At 28.6% G+C, this 17,229-nt stretch carries 15 protein-coding genes; 11 read left to right on the top strand and 4 right to left on the bottom strand.

Annotated elements, in window-relative coordinates; genetic code table 11:
* Positions 1-4: 4 nt before the first annotated feature.
* Positions 5-1,837, bottom strand: coding sequence for an Rne/Rng family ribonuclease (locus ACTTAT_RS02025; protein ID WP_440679395.1), 1,833 nt, complete (start codon positions 1,835-1,837; stop codon positions 5-7).
* 111 nt (positions 1,838-1,948) lie between these two features.
* Between ACTTAT_RS02025 and ACTTAT_RS02020 the strand changes: the two genes are divergently transcribed.
* The 3 genes from ACTTAT_RS02020 to ACTTAT_RS02010 all read left to right on the top strand — a co-directional run bounded on the left by ACTTAT_RS02020 (position 1,949) and on the right by ACTTAT_RS02010 (position 7,626).
* Positions 1,949-4,291 (top strand): penicillin-binding protein 1A, encoded by a 2,343-nt coding sequence (locus tag ACTTAT_RS02020; protein WP_440679394.1) that lies wholly within the window; start codon positions 1,949-1,951, stop codon positions 4,289-4,291.
* Positions 4,291-5,383 (top strand): peptide chain release factor 2 gene (gene prfB / locus ACTTAT_RS02015; RefSeq protein WP_440679393.1). Its coding sequence is split into 2 segments (ribosomal slippage): positions 4,291-4,347 and positions 4,349-5,383, totalling 1,092 coding nucleotides; the frame shifts between segments, so codons are not numbered across the junction. Before ACTTAT_RS02020 ends, prfB begins: the two co-directional genes overlap by 1 nt.
* Positions 5,383-7,626, top strand: a complete 2,244-nt coding sequence (locus tag ACTTAT_RS02010) for a hypothetical protein (RefSeq protein WP_440679391.1) — start codon at positions 5,383-5,385, stop codon at positions 7,624-7,626. Before prfB ends, ACTTAT_RS02010 begins: the two co-directional genes overlap by 1 nt.
* Here the strand turns inward: ACTTAT_RS02010 and tyrS are convergent, their stop codons facing one another.
* Positions 7,627-8,865, bottom strand: coding sequence for a tyrosine--tRNA ligase (gene tyrS / locus ACTTAT_RS02005; RefSeq protein WP_440679389.1), 1,239 nt, complete (start codon positions 8,863-8,865; stop codon positions 7,627-7,629). It lies immediately after the preceding gene.
* Positions 8,866-8,910: 45 nt separating this feature from the next.
* On the opposite strand from tyrS, the gene ACTTAT_RS02000 reads away from it, so the two are divergent.
* Complete coding sequence (locus ACTTAT_RS02000; RefSeq protein WP_440679388.1) at positions 8,911-9,987, top strand: anhydro-N-acetylmuramic acid kinase; 1,077 nt, start codon at positions 8,911-8,913, stop codon at positions 9,985-9,987.
* On the opposite strand, the gene ACTTAT_RS01995 is transcribed toward ACTTAT_RS02000, so the two are convergent.
* Complete coding sequence (locus ACTTAT_RS01995) at positions 9,974-10,630, bottom strand: alpha/beta hydrolase (protein WP_440679387.1); 657 nt, start codon at positions 10,628-10,630, stop codon at positions 9,974-9,976. The two genes, ACTTAT_RS02000 and ACTTAT_RS01995, sit on opposite strands and share 14 nt — an antisense overlap.
* A 96-nt stretch (positions 10,631-10,726) precedes the next feature.
* Here ACTTAT_RS01995 and sufB point away from each other — a divergent pair, with 96 nt between their 5' ends.
* The 7 genes from sufB to ACTTAT_RS01960 are packed head-to-tail and all read left to right on the top strand — an operon-like array spanning position 10,727 to position 16,467.
* Positions 10,727-12,178 (top strand): Fe-S cluster assembly protein SufB, encoded by a 1,452-nt coding sequence (gene sufB / locus ACTTAT_RS01990; protein WP_440679386.1) that lies wholly within the window; start codon positions 10,727-10,729, stop codon positions 12,176-12,178.
* Complete coding sequence (gene sufC / locus ACTTAT_RS01985; RefSeq protein ID WP_440679385.1) at positions 12,178-12,915, top strand: Fe-S cluster assembly ATPase SufC; 738 nt, start codon at positions 12,178-12,180, stop codon at positions 12,913-12,915. The genes sufB and sufC overlap by 1 nt, the downstream gene beginning before the upstream one ends.
* Positions 12,916-14,157 carry a SufB/SufD family protein gene (locus ACTTAT_RS01980; protein ID WP_440679384.1) on the top strand — a complete coding sequence of 414 codons (1,242 nt, stop codon included), beginning with the start codon at positions 12,916-12,918 and terminating at the stop codon, positions 14,155-14,157.
* A 2-nt stretch (positions 14,158-14,159) separates the two neighbouring features.
* Entirely contained in the window at positions 14,160-15,368 is a 1,209-nt protein-coding gene (locus ACTTAT_RS01975) for an aminotransferase class V-fold PLP-dependent enzyme (RefSeq protein ID WP_440679383.1), read from the top strand.
* The gene (gene sufU / locus ACTTAT_RS01970; RefSeq protein ID WP_440679382.1) at positions 15,369-15,827 is read left to right on the top strand and encodes a Fe-S cluster assembly sulfur transfer protein SufU; all 459 of its coding nucleotides are present in this window, start codon (positions 15,369-15,371) and stop codon (positions 15,825-15,827) included.
* Entirely contained in the window at positions 15,824-16,135 is a 312-nt protein-coding gene (locus ACTTAT_RS01965) for an iron-sulfur cluster assembly protein (protein ID WP_440679381.1), read from the top strand. Before sufU ends, ACTTAT_RS01965 begins: the two co-directional genes overlap by 4 nt.
* Positions 16,132-16,467, top strand: coding sequence for a HesB/IscA family protein (locus ACTTAT_RS01960; protein WP_440679379.1), 336 nt, complete (start codon positions 16,132-16,134; stop codon positions 16,465-16,467). Before ACTTAT_RS01965 ends, ACTTAT_RS01960 begins: the two co-directional genes overlap by 4 nt.
* Here the strand turns inward: ACTTAT_RS01960 and ACTTAT_RS01955 are convergent.
* Positions 16,457-17,221, bottom strand: a complete 765-nt coding sequence (locus ACTTAT_RS01955) for an NAD kinase (protein ID WP_440679378.1) — start codon at positions 17,219-17,221, stop codon at positions 16,457-16,459. The genes ACTTAT_RS01960 and ACTTAT_RS01955 overlap by 11 nt on opposite strands.
* Between the last annotated feature and the right edge of the window lie 8 nt (positions 17,222-17,229).

Genomic DNA, 17,229 nt, shown 5'->3' with positions numbered 1-17,229 from the left:
AAAATTATTTTTTTGTTTTTTTCTTTTTTGTATTCTTATATTTTTTACTACCTCTAAATTTCTTATTTTTTTTAGTATCTTTTAAATCCTCAGGCTCTTGTAATTTAATTGAAATCTCTGAATACGTATCTAATATTTTATTTTTATTATTTAAGAAATTTACCTTAAACTCTCTTGAAAGAAGATTTTCATTTTTTGCAAAAGTAGTTTTGAATTTGAATTTTTTTTCAAAAAAATTAATCTCATCATTCATATTTTCTTTCATGTAAAGAATGGTTTTTGGTGACAATTCAACTTCTACTTTTTTGACTTTTGGAATATCAAATATTTTCTCTTCTACTTTTCTAAGGATTTTTTCACAAAAAGACTCTTTTGATAGTACAGTTTCCCATTTAATATAGCTTTCTCTTAATCTCTGCCTTGTCATTTCAAGTAAGCCAAAATTACTTATTCTTCCAACTTGCGTCCTAGCTTTATCTGATCTTAAAGATTCTTTCATTTTTCTTTCCACTAATCTTCTGTTGGAGTAATTTTCCATATCAATAAAATCGATAACTATTAAACCAGCAAGATCCCTTAGTTTTGCTTGTCGAGCTACTTCTTCGGCAGCTTCAATGTTTGTGGCAAGTGCAGTTTTTTCAATATTTCTCTCTTTTGTTGCTTTACCCGAGTTAACATCAACTGAAACTAAAGCCTCTGTTGGACTGATAATTAAATAACCCCCAGATTTAAGAGTTACTCTAGAGTCATAAATTTTATTTAAATATTTTTCTATCCCTGTTGAATGAAAAAGTGGAATTTTATTTTTATGTTTTTTTATTTTTTGCAAAGAATCTTTGGCGATTATATCCGCATAATTTTTTGCTTTTTCATAAGCATCATCACCGTCAATGATTATTTCTTCAGTATCGTAGGTTAAAAAATCTCTTATAGATCTATAGATTAAATCTCCTTCTTCATGAATTAAATTTGGTGCATTTGATTTTAAAGTTTTATCTTTAATTTTATCCCAAATACCAATCAAAACTTCTAGGTCATTTTTTATATCGTTTTGAGTTTTTTTAGCTCCAGCAGTTCTTACAATTAAACCCATAGATTTTGGAATTTCTAGTGAGTTAATGATTTCTCTTATATGTCTTCTATCTTGCGAGTTAAAAATCTTTCTAGATATACCACCACCTTTTGCAGTATTTGGCATCAAAACAATATATTTTCCCGCAAGCGAAATATAAGTTGTAAGAGCAGCTCCTTTTTTTCCTCTCTCTTCTTTTACAATTTGAATTAAAATTACTTGCCCAGGTTTAATGACTTCTTGAATTCTATATCTTTTTTTCCTTTTACTTCTGATTTTTTCGATTTTTTTATCGAGTTGGTTCTCATTTAGAGCATTGTTGTTTTCGATATTTTCTGCTTCGGAAATTTCATTGCTTGCTTGATTTTCTTCGTCAGTATTAGCTTGGATATCTGATTGTGCATTTTCATCTAATGCTTCTTGATCTTCATTCTGGTTTTCTTCAATATTTTCTGTTGCTTTGTTTAATTCTTCTCTGATTTCCTCTTCTTCCTGCTTTAAAGCATCCTTGTCAGACTGCGGAAGCTGATAATATTCAGACTGGATATCATTAAATGCTAGAAACCCATGACGCTCATTGCCAAAGTCAACAAAAGCTGCTTGCAAAGATGGTTCTATTCGACTTACTTTTCCTAAGTAAATATTTCCTTTTAGTTGCTTTTTATTGATGTTTTCAAACTCATAGCCATCAACATTACCGTTATTTGTGATTGCAACCCTTGTTTGCTTCTCTTGCGAAGCATCAATAAGAATCTTTTTATCCATAATAAATCTTTCTTAAATTTTAAATTTGTTTGCATTGTTTTTTTGATAAAATTTTTGAACATAGTAATAATTGCCATATTTATATCATTTAAATATTATTTAAAGAAATTTATGGGAAATTACTTAAATAAGATTATTGCTCTATTTCTAATCTTTTCATTTTTAGGTCTTTTTTTAATTTTTTCCCTGTTTTGGTATTTTTCAAATGATCTACCAGATTTTGGTTTTTTAAAAACTTATAAGCCACCAGTATCTACGAAAGTTTATGATATTGACGGAGATGTGATCGCAGATTTTTCTAGAGAGCGAAGATCCTTTGTAAAAATTGATCAAGTTCCGAAAAGAGTGATCAATGCATTTTTATCAGCAGAAGATAAAAATTTTTATGAACACCCTGGTATAGATGCAATAGGTATTACAAGAGCGGTAATAAAAAATGTTCAAAACATAATTTCAGGAAATAGGTTAGAGGGCGCTTCCACTATTACCCAACAAGTTGCAAAAAATTTTTTACTAACCTCTGATGTATCACTTGCAAGAAAAGTAAAAGAAGCAATTTTAGCTTTTAGAATTGAAAAGGTATTATCAAAAAAAAGAATATTAGAATTATACTTAAATGAGATTTACCTAGGAGAAAGATCCTATGGAATAGCATCTGCTAGCATGACATACTTTGATAAATCAATTAAAGATATTAATAATGCTGAAGCTGCTTTATTGGCATCACTTCCGAAAGCCCCAAGTAAATATAATCCATACAGAAATTTTAATACAGTTAAGGGTAGAAAAGATTGGGTTTTAAAACGTATGCAAGATAATGGTTTTATATCCAAGGAAGAGTTGCAAAAATCTTTAAATTATAAAATTAAATTAAAAAAAAGAGATCTAAATATAGATACTTCGCCTGCATTTTTTGTTGAAGAAGTGAGAAAAAATTTAATAGATCAGTATGGAGATAAAAAACTTTATAGACAAGGTTTGTTTGTAAAAACTTCATTAAATAAAAAAATTCAAGAAGTTACAAGCTCAGCACTTAAAAAAAATATTATTTTATATTCTAAAAGACACGGGTGGACTGGACCTTTATATAAAAACTATACTAGAGAAAAATTTAACCAAATCAAAAAAAATGAAAAGCTTAAATCAAGAGATTTTAATTTAGCCTTAGTAGAAAATATCGATCAAAATAAAGCTAAAATTTTTACTGATACAGATAAAGAAGGAATTATTTTATTTGAAAATACTAAATGGGCAAAAAAAAGAATAACCCAAGATCTACACGAAGGTTTCCCAAAAAATATGGAAGATATTTTTAATGTTGGTGATGTTATTTATGTTAAAAAATTAAAAAAAACTAATCTATGGTCGCTAGAACAAATTCCAAAAGCAAATGGAGCTGCAGTTGTAATGAACCCATGGAGTGGCAGAGTTCTTGCATTATCTGGAGGTTTTGATTTTAACTTAAATCAATTTAATCGAGTTACGCAAGCCGAAAGACAACCAGGTTCAGCATTTAAACCTTTTGTTTATGCAGTAGCTTTAGAAAATAATTACAAACCAAACTCCGTAGTTCTTGATGCACCTTTTGTTATTTATCAAAATAAAGATGAATACAAATGGAAACCTAAAAACTATTCTGGACGTTTTAATGGAAAACAACTTTTTAGATATGGAATAGAAAAATCAAATAATCTAATGACTGTTAGAATAGCAAACGACATTGGATTAAATAAAATAAATAATAAAGCAAAGCAGCTTGGCATTTATAAAAATACGGCAAATATTTTATCTTCGTCTTTAGGATCTGGAGAAACTACACTTTTACAAATTACCTCAGCGTATGGCTCTTTTGTTAATGGGGGAAAAAAATTAGAGCCAACATTAATTGATTTAATTCAGGACCGAGAAGGAAAAACTATTTATAAAAATGAAAAATTATTTTGTTTAGGGTGCAACGATAGTTTTGCAAATGAAAAACCTCCTTCAGTAGAAGATAGATACGAAAGGGTATTTAATGAAGATGTTTCTTATCAGATGGTAAATATTCTAAAAGGAGTTGTTGAAAGAGGAACTGGAAAAAAATTAAAAAAACTCAAATTAGAGCTTGCTGGCAAAACAGGTACAACAAATGACAATTTAGATGCTTGGTTTATTGGATTTACCCCCGAACTTTTAGTTGGAGTTTATGTAGGTTTTGATGAACCCTCAACTCTTGGAAAAAAAGAAACAGGATCAAAGGCAGCGCTCCCTATTTTTTACGATATAATGAAAGAGTTAAAACCAAATAATTTTATACCTTTTTTTAAACCACCAGAGACGGTTAAATTTGCAAAGATAAGTTCAAAAACTGGAAGAAAGTTGTCTAAAGATCAAAGAAATTCTATTAACGAAAGCTTTAAATTAGATACAAATATCGATAGCTATAATTCTAATCAAATTTTAAGAGAATATTAATGTTGGAAGAAAAAAATACGCTGTCAAAGTTGGATAATTCATTAAAAAATATCCGGGGGTATCTTTGACCAAAATTCACTTGAAGAAAAATTAAAAGTATTAGAAGCAAAGTCTATTGAAGAAAATTTTTGGGATGACAATCAAAAAGCACAAGAGATATTAAAAGAAAAAAACACAATTGAAAAAATTGTAACTGAATTTAAAAACCAAAATCAAATCTACAACGACTTAAATGAGTTTATCATATCCTTAGAAAAAGAATTTGATGAAGAACTTTATTCTGAATTAAAAAAATCTTTAAAAGAATTAACTAAAAAAATTAAATCTCTAGAGGCAAATTGTTATTTATCAGGTGATGCTGATAAATTTGATTGTTATTTAGAAGTCCACGCGGGAGCAGGAGGTACAGAAAGTCAAGATTGGGCTGATATGATCAGAAAAATGTATTTAAAGTGGTCAGAAAAAACTGACCGATCATGTGAATTAATTAGTGAAAGTAAAGGTGAAGAAGCAGGGATTAAATCTTCTACAATTAAAATTGGTGGACTAAATTCTTTTGGTTATTTAAAAAACGAAAGTGGAGTTCATCGATTAGTTAGAATATCACCTTTTGATTCAAATCAAAGGAGGCACACAAGTTTTGCAAGTGTTTGGGTTTACCCTGTAATTGATGATAAGATTGAAATTGAAATAAAAGAAAAAGATTTGAGAGTTGATACATATCGCTCAAGTGGCGCAGGTGGACAACACGTTAATACAACTGATAGTGCCGTTAGAATAACACATTTACCAACTAAGATTGTTGTTCAATGTCAAAATGAAAGATCGCAACATAAGAACAAAGACACTGCTATGAAAATGTTAAAATCAAGATTGTATGAACTTGAATTAAAAAAAAGAGAAGAGTCAGCGCAATCTGCAGAAGATAGTAAAACTGATATAGGTTGGGGGCATCAAATTAGATCTTATGTTTTGCAACCTTATCAACTTGTTAAAGATAATAGAACAAATGTCGAAAGCACAAGTCCAGACGATGTGCTAAACGGTGAAATTGGAGAATTTTTAGAATCAGCTTTAATTAAAATAAATTAATGAAACTATTTTTTAAAATACTATCAGCTTTAATTTTTATAATATTTATTGCACTAGTTGTATTATCTTATGGAATTTCAACTGATAAATTTAATAATAAAATTATTACCCAGATAGAAAAACGTATTCTAAATTCAAAAGCTAATTTTAAAGAAGCTAATATTTCATTAGATATTTTTACCCTAGGTTTAAAAATAAAAATTAATAAACCTGAAATATTAGTTGATAAGCAAAGTATAAACTTAAAATCTTTTACAATTTTTTCAGATTTAAAATCATCTTTTGAAGAAAAATATTTGTTACAAAAAATAGAAATAGATTTTGATGATAATAAAATTTTAGATTTAAAAAAAACGTCATTAATCAAAAAAGTACCTGTTTTAGATCAAACAAAGTTTTTAGACGGTATTGCAAAAGGTAATCTAGTCATTGATCAGTTTCAAAAACAAAAAGTATCAACCAGTTTTACAGGTGAATTAAAAAATGTTTCAATTGATATCTATGAGGATATTCCTTTTGTCAAAGATTTGACCGGTAATATTGATTTTGAAAACAATAAAATAGTATTATCTAATGTAATTGGGGTTTTTGGAACTTTTGGTATAAAATCTGATGAAGTCAGTTATTCAATTGATAATAGAGAATTACGCGGTAACATTAATATAGACGGTCAGTTAAAATCTTCTTTAAATTTGAACAAAATTTCCACTAGTTTATTAAATTTAAACTTAGAAAAAATCAAAGACATTGGTGGTCAATTATCTTTGAATTCTAATCTCGACATACAATTTGATAATAATTTTAAAGTTATAAAAGACAAAACCCAATTTAATCTAAATACTACTAATCTTAATTTTAAATATAGCGATCCATATGAGTTTGATTTTAAAAATATTAATTCTTTAATTAAATTTGATCGTAAAGGACAGCTTGTTGCTAATGGTGATTTTATCCTAAATAATAAAAAAAATAACTTTGCTGTTAACAGAAAAAGCTCAAAAGATTTTTTTAATATTAAATTAAATGGTGAAGTTAATTTAAAAGAGACATTTTTTAAAAAAAATGATTTTTTAATTAAAGATGATCTAAATTATAATATCAAAACAAAACTAAAAGATTTTAATAAATTTAATATCGAAACTTCACTTGATTTAAGTAATTCAGAGGTTGATTTATCACTTTTTAATTATACTAAAAATAAAGGTGTTAATTCAAAATTAAATTTTGTTTTTTACAAAAATAATAAAAATATCAAAATTTCAAAATTAAATTTTATATCTAAAAATGACCAAATAAATATTCAGTCCATATATCTTGATGAAAAATTTAATCTAAAAGATTTTGATAATATTAAAATTAATTTAGGAGATAATAATAAACTTCGTGTTACTAAGAAGAAAAGAAATTATTTAATTAAAGGTGAAAAATTAGATTTAAGAAGAGTTTTAAATCAAAGAGAAAGAAATAAAGATGTTGAATTTAATTCAATAATTGATGGGTCTTTAAAAGTAGATTTAAAAAAAATTTTTTTACCTGGCGCTTCTTTAATCAATTATAAAAATACCAGTTTGGTTAAAAAAGGAACTATTACAAAACTTAATTCATTTGCTAATTTTGATGATCTAACCACCTTTTCTCATGAGGTTAAAAATAATAAAGCAGGTAACAAAGAATTAATTATTAGAAGTGATAAGGCAAAGCCGTTTTTATCAAATTATGAATTCTTAAAAGGTTTAGAAAAAGGAACCCTTGATATCAGAAGAGAAACTTTAAGTAAGGATTTTTCTGTAACTGAAATAAAGGTGAATAATTTTTATTTAAAAGAAATGCCAATACTTACAAACATTTTATCCATTGCATCATTAACTGGCGCCTTAGATGTTTTGGAAGGAAAAGGAATTTTCTTTAAAGAAGCATACTTAAAGTATGAGTTAAGAAACAACCAGTTAAAAATTATAGAATGTTATGGAACTGGTCCTTCACTTGGATTTATTATTGAAGGAAGGGTTGGCGCAGATAATTTTACAAGTTTATCAGGCAGTCTTGCACCAGCAAATACAATTAATAATATTGTAAGAGGCATACCTATAATTGGAAAAGTTTTAACCGGTAAAAAAGGAGACGGTATTTTTGGAGCAAGTTTTAAAATCAAAGGTACAAAAGAACTTAAAACTGAAGTTAATCCAATAAGAACAATTACACCAAGATTTGTACAGAGATTTTTAGCTGTATTTAAAAAATAATTATATCACTTTTATTAAGTGATGCTTTTTTTTACCAAATGATAATTTTATTGTATCTCCATCCAAGTTATCAATAGTCAATGCTTGGTTTTCATCAGTTACATTTTCATTATTGATTTTATAAGCAGCATTTTGAAAGTTTCTTTTAAAATCACTATTGGATGTTGCAAAACCAATTTTAATCAACATTTCTTTTAGAGAAATTCCTTTTTCTAGCTCATTCTTTTTGATCTCTAAAGTTGGAAGATTTTCATCAAAACTTTTATCATCAAAAGTTTTCTTTGATGTCTCCAATGCTTTTTCAGCCTCTTCTTTACCGTGTAGCATTTTTGTAGCCTCATTAGCTAAAATGATCTTAGCCTCATTGATATTTGCACCATCTAATTTGGACAATTTTTCAATTTCTTCTTCAGAAAGTTCAGTAAATAATTTTAAATAATTAATGACATCTCTATCATCCGTATTTCTCCAAAACTGCCAATAATCAAAGGAAGATAAAAGTTCTTTATCTAGCCAAACTGCACCTTTCTCAGTTTTACCCATTTTGGCTCCTGAGGAAGTTGTAATTAAAGGTGTGGTAAGACCATAAGCTTCTTTTGATTTTGTTCTTCTGATAAGCTCAACTCCATTTACAATATTACCCCATTGATCAGAACCACCTATTTGCAATAAACAATCATGTGTCTCATAAAGCTTCATAAAATCATAAGCTTGAAAAATCATGTAGTTAAATTCTAAGAAACTTAGAGATTGCTCACGATCAAGTCTAAGTTTTACGCTATCAAAAGTAAGCATTTTATTAATAGTAAAATGCTTTCCATAATCTCTTAAAAATTCGATATAATTTAAATTTTTTAACCAATCTTTATTATTTACATAAACTACTTTGTTATCACCTTCATTTGATAAAAAACTTGAAAACACTTTTTTTATGCTAGTTACATTTTGCTCAATCACATCCTCAGTTAAAATCTTACGACTTTCTTCTTTTCCAGATGGATCACCAATAAGTGTAGTGCCACCCCCTAATAAAACTACAGGAGTATGCCCAAGCTTTTGCAATTGTCTTAAGCACATAATTTGGAGAAGACTACCAACATGCAGAGACTTCGCTGTACAGTCAAACCCAATATAAAAATGAATTTTCTTATTACCCAGTAATTTGTTTAATGCCTCTTCATTCGTACATTGAAAAAAATAACCACGATTTTTAAATATATTTAGCGCATTCACTGTCATTTTTTTTTGAATACAGTATTTAATGACTATTTTAAAGTTATAAATATGAGCAAAACCTTTAATTCTATAGGCACTATGTCAGGAACATCATTTGATGGGATTGATGTCTCTTTGGCCACAACTGATGGAGAAGACGTTTTTCATAATCATTATAATTTATATGAAAAGTTTAATAATGAATTAAAGAATAATCTTAAAAAATTAAAAAATAGCATTAAAAATCCCGAAGATTTAATTGAAATTAAAAAAACAAAATTATTTATAGAAACAGAAGACAAAGTCACCAATCTTCACATTAAACTAATAAAAGAATTAATTTTAAAGAGTAAAAATGAAGTTAATCTAATTGGCTTTCATGGGATCACATTATTTCATGATGCAAAAAAACAATTTACTTATCAATTAGGAAATACTGAAAAATTATCAAAAGAACTTAAAATACCTATCGTTTACAATTTTAGACAAAATGATCTTAAACATGGAGGACAGGGCGCACCCTTAGCTCCTGTTTTTCATGAATTTATTTTACAGCAATTAAAAAATAAAAACCTTGATGCAGTAGTAAATATCGGAGGGATATCAAATATTAGCTACATTCAAAATGATAAATTATTTGCAACTGATATAGGTCCCGGAAATTGTCTTTTAGATGAATGGAGTAAGATATTTTTTAACATTGATTATGACAAAGATGGCGAGAAATCATTAACGTCTAAACCAGATTTAATTGTTGCCAATAATTATATTGATCGCTTTAGTTTTAATGAAAATACATCTTATGATTTTAATGATTTTTCTATCTCAGAATTTAGAAGCCTAGAAAAAGATGTTGGACTTGCAACCTTGTCTTATATTACCGCAAATTTAATTTTGACTTTTTTAAATGAAAAAAAAATTAATAAAATTTTAATTTCTGGTGGTGGACGTAAAAATAAAGCTATTATGAATTATCTTAAGGATAGAGCATTTGACATTGATGAATTTAATTACGATGGAGATTTTATAGAGTCTCAAGCTTTTGCATATTTAGCTGCAAGATCAGCAAATAAATTACCAATTACTTTCCCAGATACAACTGGAGTTGCAAATCCGATGAGTGGTGGTGAGATTAAAAAAGCCTAGATTCTTTTTTGATATAACCGTCAATACAATCAACTAAGTCTTTTTCTTTACCTGTAAAAAAGTGATTAGCGCCTTTGATTTCATTAAAATCAACGGTAATATTTTTTTGACTAACTAATTTTTCTTTTAGAACAATCATTGTATCTTTTGGTACAAGCTGATCTTGGTCACCATGAATGACAAGACCTGATGTAGGGCATGGTGCCAAAAAATTAAAATCAAAAATATTCGGTTGAGGTGAGATTGAAATAAATCTAAAAATTTCTGGTCTTCTCATTAATAGTTGCATTGAAATTAGTGCTCCAAATGAAAACCCAACAACCCAACTTTCATTTGAGTTTGCATTATTTCTTTGAATAAAATCTAGTGCTGCTGCTGCATCTGATAACTCACCAAGACCATTATCAAACTTTCCTTCACTTTTTCCAACGCCTCTAAAATTAAATCTACAAACTGAAAAACCATTTTTTAAGAATGTATGATATGCGTGATATACTACTTTGTTATTCATCGTGCCGCCATACTCTGGGTGAGGATGTAAAATGACTGCTAAAGGTGCGTTCTCTCTCTTACTTTGAACGTATTTTGCTTCTAATTTCCCGTCTGGGCCGTTGATAAATATTTCAGAATTGTTAAGTTTCATACTATAGTTGTAAATTAAAGAAGGTGGCTTATATCATAAGTAACCTTTAAAAATAAAGTTTTTTCGAAGGGGAATTAACTAAATTTAGGGATTAAAATGAGCGCAAGCGATGAAATAATACAACAGTATCAAGACAGATCAGAATATGATCATGGCTTCGTAACTGATATTGATACTATTGAAGTTCCCAAAGGTTTATCTGAAGAGACGATAAGATTTATCTCCAAACAAAAAAAAGAACCCCAGTGGATGTTAGACTGGAGATTGAATGCTTATAACAGGCTACAAAAAATGGAAGAGCCTGATTGGCAAAAACCAAAGTATCCAAAAATTAACTACCAAGATTTATATTACTATTCTGCTCCAAAGAGTTTTAAAGATGGACCAAAATCTTTAGATGAAATTGATCCTGAAATTAAAAAAACTTATGACAAATTAGGTATTCCATTAGAAGAACAAAAAAGGTTATCAGGTGTTGCTGTTGATGCCGTATTTGACTCTGTTTCTGTCGCAACAACTTTTAAAGATAAGTTAAGAGAAATTGGTGTTATATTTTGTTCAATATCAGAAGCAACAAGAGAACATCCAGAACTTGTTAAAAAATATTTAGGTTCAGTTATTCCAGTTACAGATCATTTTTTTGCAACATTAAATTCTGCAGTCTTTACAGACGGATCTTTTGTTTACATTCCACCTGGTGTGAGATGTCCAATGGAGCTTTCAACATATTTTAGAATTAACGCTCAAAATACAGGTCAGTTTGAAAGAACACTTATTATTGCAGATAAAGATAGTTATGTATCTTACCTTGAAGGTTGTACGGCACCCATGAGAGATGAAAATCAACTTCATGCTGCAAACGTGGAACTGGTTGCATTAGATGGTGCAGAAATAAAATATTCGACTGTTCAAAATTGGTATCCAGGAGACAAAGAAGGAAAAGGTGGAATTTATAATTTTGTAACAAAAAGAGGAGATTGTAGAGGAAAAAATTCTAAAATCTCATGGACACAAGTTGAAACAGGATCTGCAATTACTTGGAAGTATCCAAGTTGTATTTTAAGAGGTGATAACTCTCAAGGTGAATTTTACTCTGTTGCAATAACAAACAATTTTCAAAAAGCAGATACAGGTACAAAAATGATACACCTTGGAAAAAATACTAAAAGTAAAATTATCTCAAAAGGAATTTCTGCTGGTCAAGCTGATAATACTTATAGAGGTTTAGTTTCAGTTCATCCAAAAGCAACAGGGTCAAAAAACTTTACTCAGTGTGACTCTCTTTTAGTTGGAAACAAATGTGGAGCTCATACCGTACCTTATATTGAAAATAAAAACTCCTCTTCAGAAGTTGAACATGAAGCAACAACTTCAAAAATTAGCGATGATCAATTGTTTTATTGTAGACAAAGAGGTTTAAATCAAGAAGAGGCAGTGAGTTTAATTGTAAACGGTTTTTGTAAAGAAGTATTACAACAATTGCCAATGGAGTTTGCGGTTGAAGCTCAAAAGTTAGTTGGAATTAGTTTGGAAGGAAGTGTTGGTTAATGATTGATATTAAAGATTTAAAAGTAAGTGTTGAAGATAAAGATATTATTAAAGGGCTAAATCTTAAAATTAACAAAGGTGAAGTTCATGCCATCATGGGTCCAAATGGATCTGGAAAAAGCACATTATCTTACGCTTTATCAGGAAAAGAAGGGTACAAGGCAGAAGGAGAGATTAATTATAATGGTGAGAACATATTAGAACTTAATACTGAAGAAAGAGCCCAAAAAGGAATATTTCTAGCATTTCAATACCCAATCGAAATTCCAGGAGTTTTTACAAATAATTTTTTAAGAATTTCACTCAACGCTGTAAGAAAAGCAAAAGGAGAAAAAGAATTAAATGCAGTTGAGTTTTTAAATTTGGTTAAAGAAAAATCTCAAAAACTAAAAATTGATAAAGAAATGTTATCTCGACCACTTAATGTTGGATTTTCTGGTGGTGAAAAAAAGAGAAATGAAATTTTACAAATGTCATTACTTGAGCCGAACTTTATTATTATGGATGAAACTGACTCTGGTCTTGATATTGATGCATTAAAAATCGTATCAAATGGTGTTAATGCAATGAGATCACCTGAACGGTCTTTTTTAATTATTACGCATTACCAAAGATTATTAAATTATATCAAGCCTGATTTTGTCCATGTGTTCTCTGATGGAAAAATAGTTGAGAGTGGTGATTGGAAATTAGCGTTAGAGTTAGAAAACGATGGTTACGCTAAATTTGTAAGTTAAATGAACGATTTAGAAAAACTCAAAAATCATTTTGAAGGATTTAAAAACTTAGAATTCATTAATTCTGAAAGTGTACAATCACGTGTTGATGCATTTGAAAGATTTTGTCAAAAAGGAGTTCCAAGTTTAAAGCAAGAGCATTGGAAATATTCACCTTTATCCAAAGACCTTATTCAGTTTCAAAATTTAAAGTTTTCTTTAAATCAGGACAAATCTTTTAATGACACTCACTTTGAAAAATTTGATCATTATAAAGTTTTGTTAAAAGATGGAGTACTGATTAGTGATGATATTAAAGAAGAAGGTTTAGAAATTACTAAATATAAACAAGATCAATTTTATGAGATTAAAAAAAATCAAATCTTAGATTTTAATAATGCATTCTTTACACCTGGATTTGAAATTAAAGTAGATAGTAATGTAAGTATTAAAAAGCCTATAGTCATTTATAATTATTTTTCAAAAGACTTTGATGGAAACAATATCAACAACAAAAATTTTATTTATCTGGATAAAAATTCAAAAACTGAAATTTATGAAAAAAATATTTTTGAAGATGAAAAAGATTTATTCTTTACTAAAAATTTAGACATTGAATTAGAACAAGATGCTAATTTAGTAAAATATTATTTAAATAGCACAAATAATAATAAAACAATTTATAATTTTATAAGATCAAAGTTAAAACAAAACTCTGAGTTTGAAAAATTTAACTTTTCTCATAATGTGAGTTCTTGCCGTGATGAAATTATTGCAGATTTGAATGGAACAAATGCATTCGTATCATTGAATAACATTCAGCATTTAAGTCAAAAATGTTTTCATGAAATTAAATGGGAAATTAATCATAATGAAGAAAACACGAGAAGTTCTCAGTTTGTAAAATCTGCACTTCATGATGACTCTGTTGCAGCTTTTCAAGGTAAAATTTTTGTCGATTCAAAAGCTCAAAAAACTGACGGGTATCAATTATCAAGAGCATTATTATTATCAGACAGATCAAAATTTTTATCTAAACCTGAATTAGAAATATATGCTGATGATGTAAAATGTTCTCATGGTTCATCTTCTGGAAGCATTGATCAAGAATCTATATTTTATTTAAGATCAAGAGGTATTAATGAACAACAAGCAAAACGTATGATGATTGAGGGTTTTTTAGCCGAAGTGATAAATAAAGTAAAAAATGAGGATGTGAGAAACATTTTTTACAATAAATTAAATGAAATTAATAACGCCTAGAAATGATAGACGTTAAAGACCAGTTTCCAATTTTTGAAAAAAAAATTAAAGGTAAAAATTTAACTTACCTTGATAGCGCAAACTCATCACAAAAACCAAAATCAGTGATTGATAAAATGAATGAGTTTTATTCATTTGAATTTGCAAACGTTGGAAGAGGTATTTATCAGTTAGCATCTAATGCTTCTGAGAAATATGAAGAGACAAGGCAAGAATTAAAAAAATTTATTAACTGTAAAGATGATGGAGAAATTATTTTTACAAAGAACTCAACAGAATCATTAAATTTAATCGCTCATTGTTTTGGAGAAAAATTTATCAATGAAGGAGATGAAATTATATCCACTGAACTTGAACATCACGCAAATTATGTTCCTTGGCACTTTATTAGAAAAAAGAAAAAAGCTGTGATTAAATTTATTCCAGTTGATGATGATGGAAATTTACTGATCGATAAACTTCCAGAATTAATTACTGATAAAACAAAAATTATAGCTGTAACACACATGTCAAATGTAACAGGTACAATTGTTGACATAAAAAAAATTAAAGAAATTGCAGATAAACATAACATTCCAGTTTGTGTTGATGGAACACAAGGTGCTGCTCATTTAAAAACAGATATGCAAGAACTGGGTTGTGATTTTTACGCTTTTTCAGCTCATAAAATGTACGGTCCAACAGGACTAGGTTTGCTTTATGTAAAATATAAATGGTTAGAAGCTTTTGATCCTTTTATCGGAGGTGGCGGTATGATTGATTTTGTTTCAAAAGATGATGTTGCTTACGCAAAAGGGGTTTGGAAATTTGAAGCTGGAACTATGCCAACTGCTGAAGTTGTGGCTTTAAAGGAATCGATTAATTTTATTAATCAGATAGGAAAAGAAAAAATTTGTAAATATGAAGATGAATTAAAGGATTTTGCTGTAGAGACACTTAAAAAAAATAATGCAGTAGAGTTTGTTGGTTCTCCTAAAGAGCAAGGAAGTGTATTTTCATTTAATATTAAAAATATTCACTCTCATGATGTATCCACTATATTTGATCAGGAGGGCGTAGCAGTTAGGGGAGGACATCATTGCTGTCAAATTTTACATGATAGATTAGATGTAAATTCATCAGTTCGAGTATCATTTGGAGTTTATAATAATAAAGATGACATTTTAGTTTTAGATGAGGCTATTAAAAAATGTCAGAAGATTTTTGGTTAAATGAGTGAGATTGGAATTTATCAGCAGACCATTTTAGAACACAGTAAAAATCCACTTAATTTTAAATCTCTAAAAACTTGTACCCACCAAGCTAACGGTAACAATCCTTTGTGTGGAGACAAGGTTGAAATTTTTACAAATATTAAGAATGATATTAATGATGAAATTTGTTTTCAAGGAGCGGGGTGTGCAATTTCAATTGCATCAGCTTCTATTCTAACAAAAGTTTTAAATAAAAAGTCAGTACAAGACTCAAAAAATATCTTAGAAAATTTTATTAAAATGGTTGAAAATAAAGAGTTTAATTTTGATTTATTAAATAATGAGGAAAAAACATTATTAATGACTTTTTCTGAATTACAAAAATTTCCTATGCGCTCAAAATGTGCAACGATGAGTTGGTCTACCTTTAATGCAGCTTTGAATCGTGATAATTATAATACAGAGGTCAAAGTATGAATGAGCAAGATACAAAATTAATGGATAAAATTGTTGAGAAATTAAAAACAGTTTATGATCCAGAAATTCCAGTTGATATTTATGAGCTCGGTTTAATTTATGATGTTAAAATCGATGGAAAAAAAGCTTCACTTGATATGACATTAACCAGTCCGCATTGTCCAGTTGCTGAAACTTTACCAATGCAAGTAAGACGAACTATTGAAGAAATTGATGAGCTTGAAGAAGTAGAAGTTAAAATTGTTTGGGAACCACCTTGGGATAAAACTAAAATGTCAGAGGCTGCAAGATTGGAATTAGGCTTATGAGTTCAATATTAACATTTTCAGATCAAGCAAAAACAAGACTTAAAGAAATCATGAGTTCTGATGAATATAAAAATGCTTTAGGTTTACGTATATCAGTTAAATCAGGAGGTTGTGCTGGAATGACTTATGATATGAATTATGTTGAACAACTTGTTGACGGGGATGAAAAAATTGAAGTTGAAGGCGTAAATGTTTTTATTGATCCTAAAGCAATTATGTATCTCCTTGGTACTGAAATGGATTACAAAGTCGATAAATTTACATCATCATTTGTGTTTAATAATCCAAATGAAACTGAACGATGTGGATGCGGTGAGTCTTTTAAAATTTAAATTGTTCCGCTAAGTTTCTTTCTTTTAAGCCAAACTTTTTATTATAAAGCAAAATAAATTTTTTATTTTTATTCAGTTTAATCTCTACAGTTTTTATATGTTTAACTTCAATATTATCAGCAACTGCATTAACTGGTCTTTTTTTAGAATCTAGATTTTTAATAATAATTTTTGACTGATTAGATACAATTGCACCCCTCCAACCTCTTGGATTAAAAGGACTAATAGGTGTGACCGCTAAATACTGACTATCTAAATTTAAAATAGGCCCTTTTGCAGATAAATTATATGCCGTACTTCCTGCAGGCGTTGCCACTAACACACCGTCACCAACAAGCTCTTTAATTCTTTTTTTCTTATCAAGTTGAATTTCTAATTTAGTGGTTTGCCTACTGTGTCTAAAAATGGATACTTCATTTATGGCTATTATTTTTTTAATTGAATTTTGAGTTTTTATTTTTGCTTCCAGTGGATACAAACTTATTGACGATGTTTTTTTTATTTTTGAAATAATATTTCCAGCGCCATGTTTATTTAAAAGAAAACCTCTGTTACCCGTATTCACTCCATAAAAGGGCTTATTGTATTTTTGAAGTTTCTTTAAGCTATGGAGCATAAAACCATCTCCACCAATGACGACAATATAGTCACAGGCAGCAGCAGTAGAATTTGAATGAGATTTTATTAATGATTGTCTGACTTTTTCAGCTTTTTTAGTTTTATCAGCAATTATATGTAAATTTATTGACTTCATTATTGGTA

The organism is Candidatus Pelagibacter sp. HIMB1517 (assembly GCF_052047895.1).
In the GTDB taxonomy this organism is placed as follows: Bacteria; Pseudomonadota; Alphaproteobacteria; order Pelagibacterales; family Pelagibacteraceae; genus HIMB114.
Note: the sequence above shows the minus strand (reverse complement) of the source record. Positions and strands in the feature narration are given on the sequence as shown.

Bases quoted from the DNA above. Each gene is read 5' to 3' on its own strand.
- ACTTAT_RS01995 (WP_440679387.1), bottom strand. From the start codon at position 10,630: ATGAAACTTAACAATTCTGAAATATTTATCAACGGCCCAGACGGGAAA.
- ACTTAT_RS01965 (WP_440679381.1), top strand. From the start codon at position 15,824: ATGAATGAGCAAGATACAAAATTAATGGATAAAATTGTTGAGAAATTA.
- ACTTAT_RS01980 (WP_440679384.1), top strand. From the start codon at position 12,916: ATGAACGATTTAGAAAAACTCAAAAATCATTTTGAAGGATTTAAAAAC.
- sufB (WP_440679386.1), top strand. From the start codon at position 10,727: ATGAGCGCAAGCGATGAAATAATACAACAGTATCAAGACAGATCAGAA.
- ACTTAT_RS02025 (WP_440679395.1), bottom strand. From the start codon at position 1,837: ATGGATAAAAAGATTCTTATTGATGCTTCGCAAGAGAAGCAAACAAGG.
- ACTTAT_RS02020 (WP_440679394.1), top strand. From the start codon at position 1,949: ATGGGAAATTACTTAAATAAGATTATTGCTCTATTTCTAATCTTTTCA.
- ACTTAT_RS02010 (WP_440679391.1), top strand. From the start codon at position 5,383: ATGAAACTATTTTTTAAAATACTATCAGCTTTAATTTTTATAATATTT.
- sufC (WP_440679385.1), top strand. From the start codon at position 12,178: ATGATTGATATTAAAGATTTAAAAGTAAGTGTTGAAGATAAAGATATT.
- ACTTAT_RS01975 (WP_440679383.1), top strand. From the start codon at position 14,160: ATGATAGACGTTAAAGACCAGTTTCCAATTTTTGAAAAAAAAATTAAA.
- ACTTAT_RS01955 (WP_440679378.1), bottom strand. From the start codon at position 17,221: ATGAAGTCAATAAATTTACATATAATTGCTGATAAAACTAAAAAAGCT.
- ACTTAT_RS01960 (WP_440679379.1), top strand. From the start codon at position 16,132: ATGAGTTCAATATTAACATTTTCAGATCAAGCAAAAACAAGACTTAAA.
- tyrS (WP_440679389.1), bottom strand. From the start codon at position 8,865: ATGACAGTGAATGCGCTAAATATATTTAAAAATCGTGGTTATTTTTTT.
- ACTTAT_RS02000 (WP_440679388.1), top strand. From the start codon at position 8,911: ATGAGCAAAACCTTTAATTCTATAGGCACTATGTCAGGAACATCATTT.
- sufU (WP_440679382.1), top strand. From the start codon at position 15,369: ATGAGTGAGATTGGAATTTATCAGCAGACCATTTTAGAACACAGTAAA.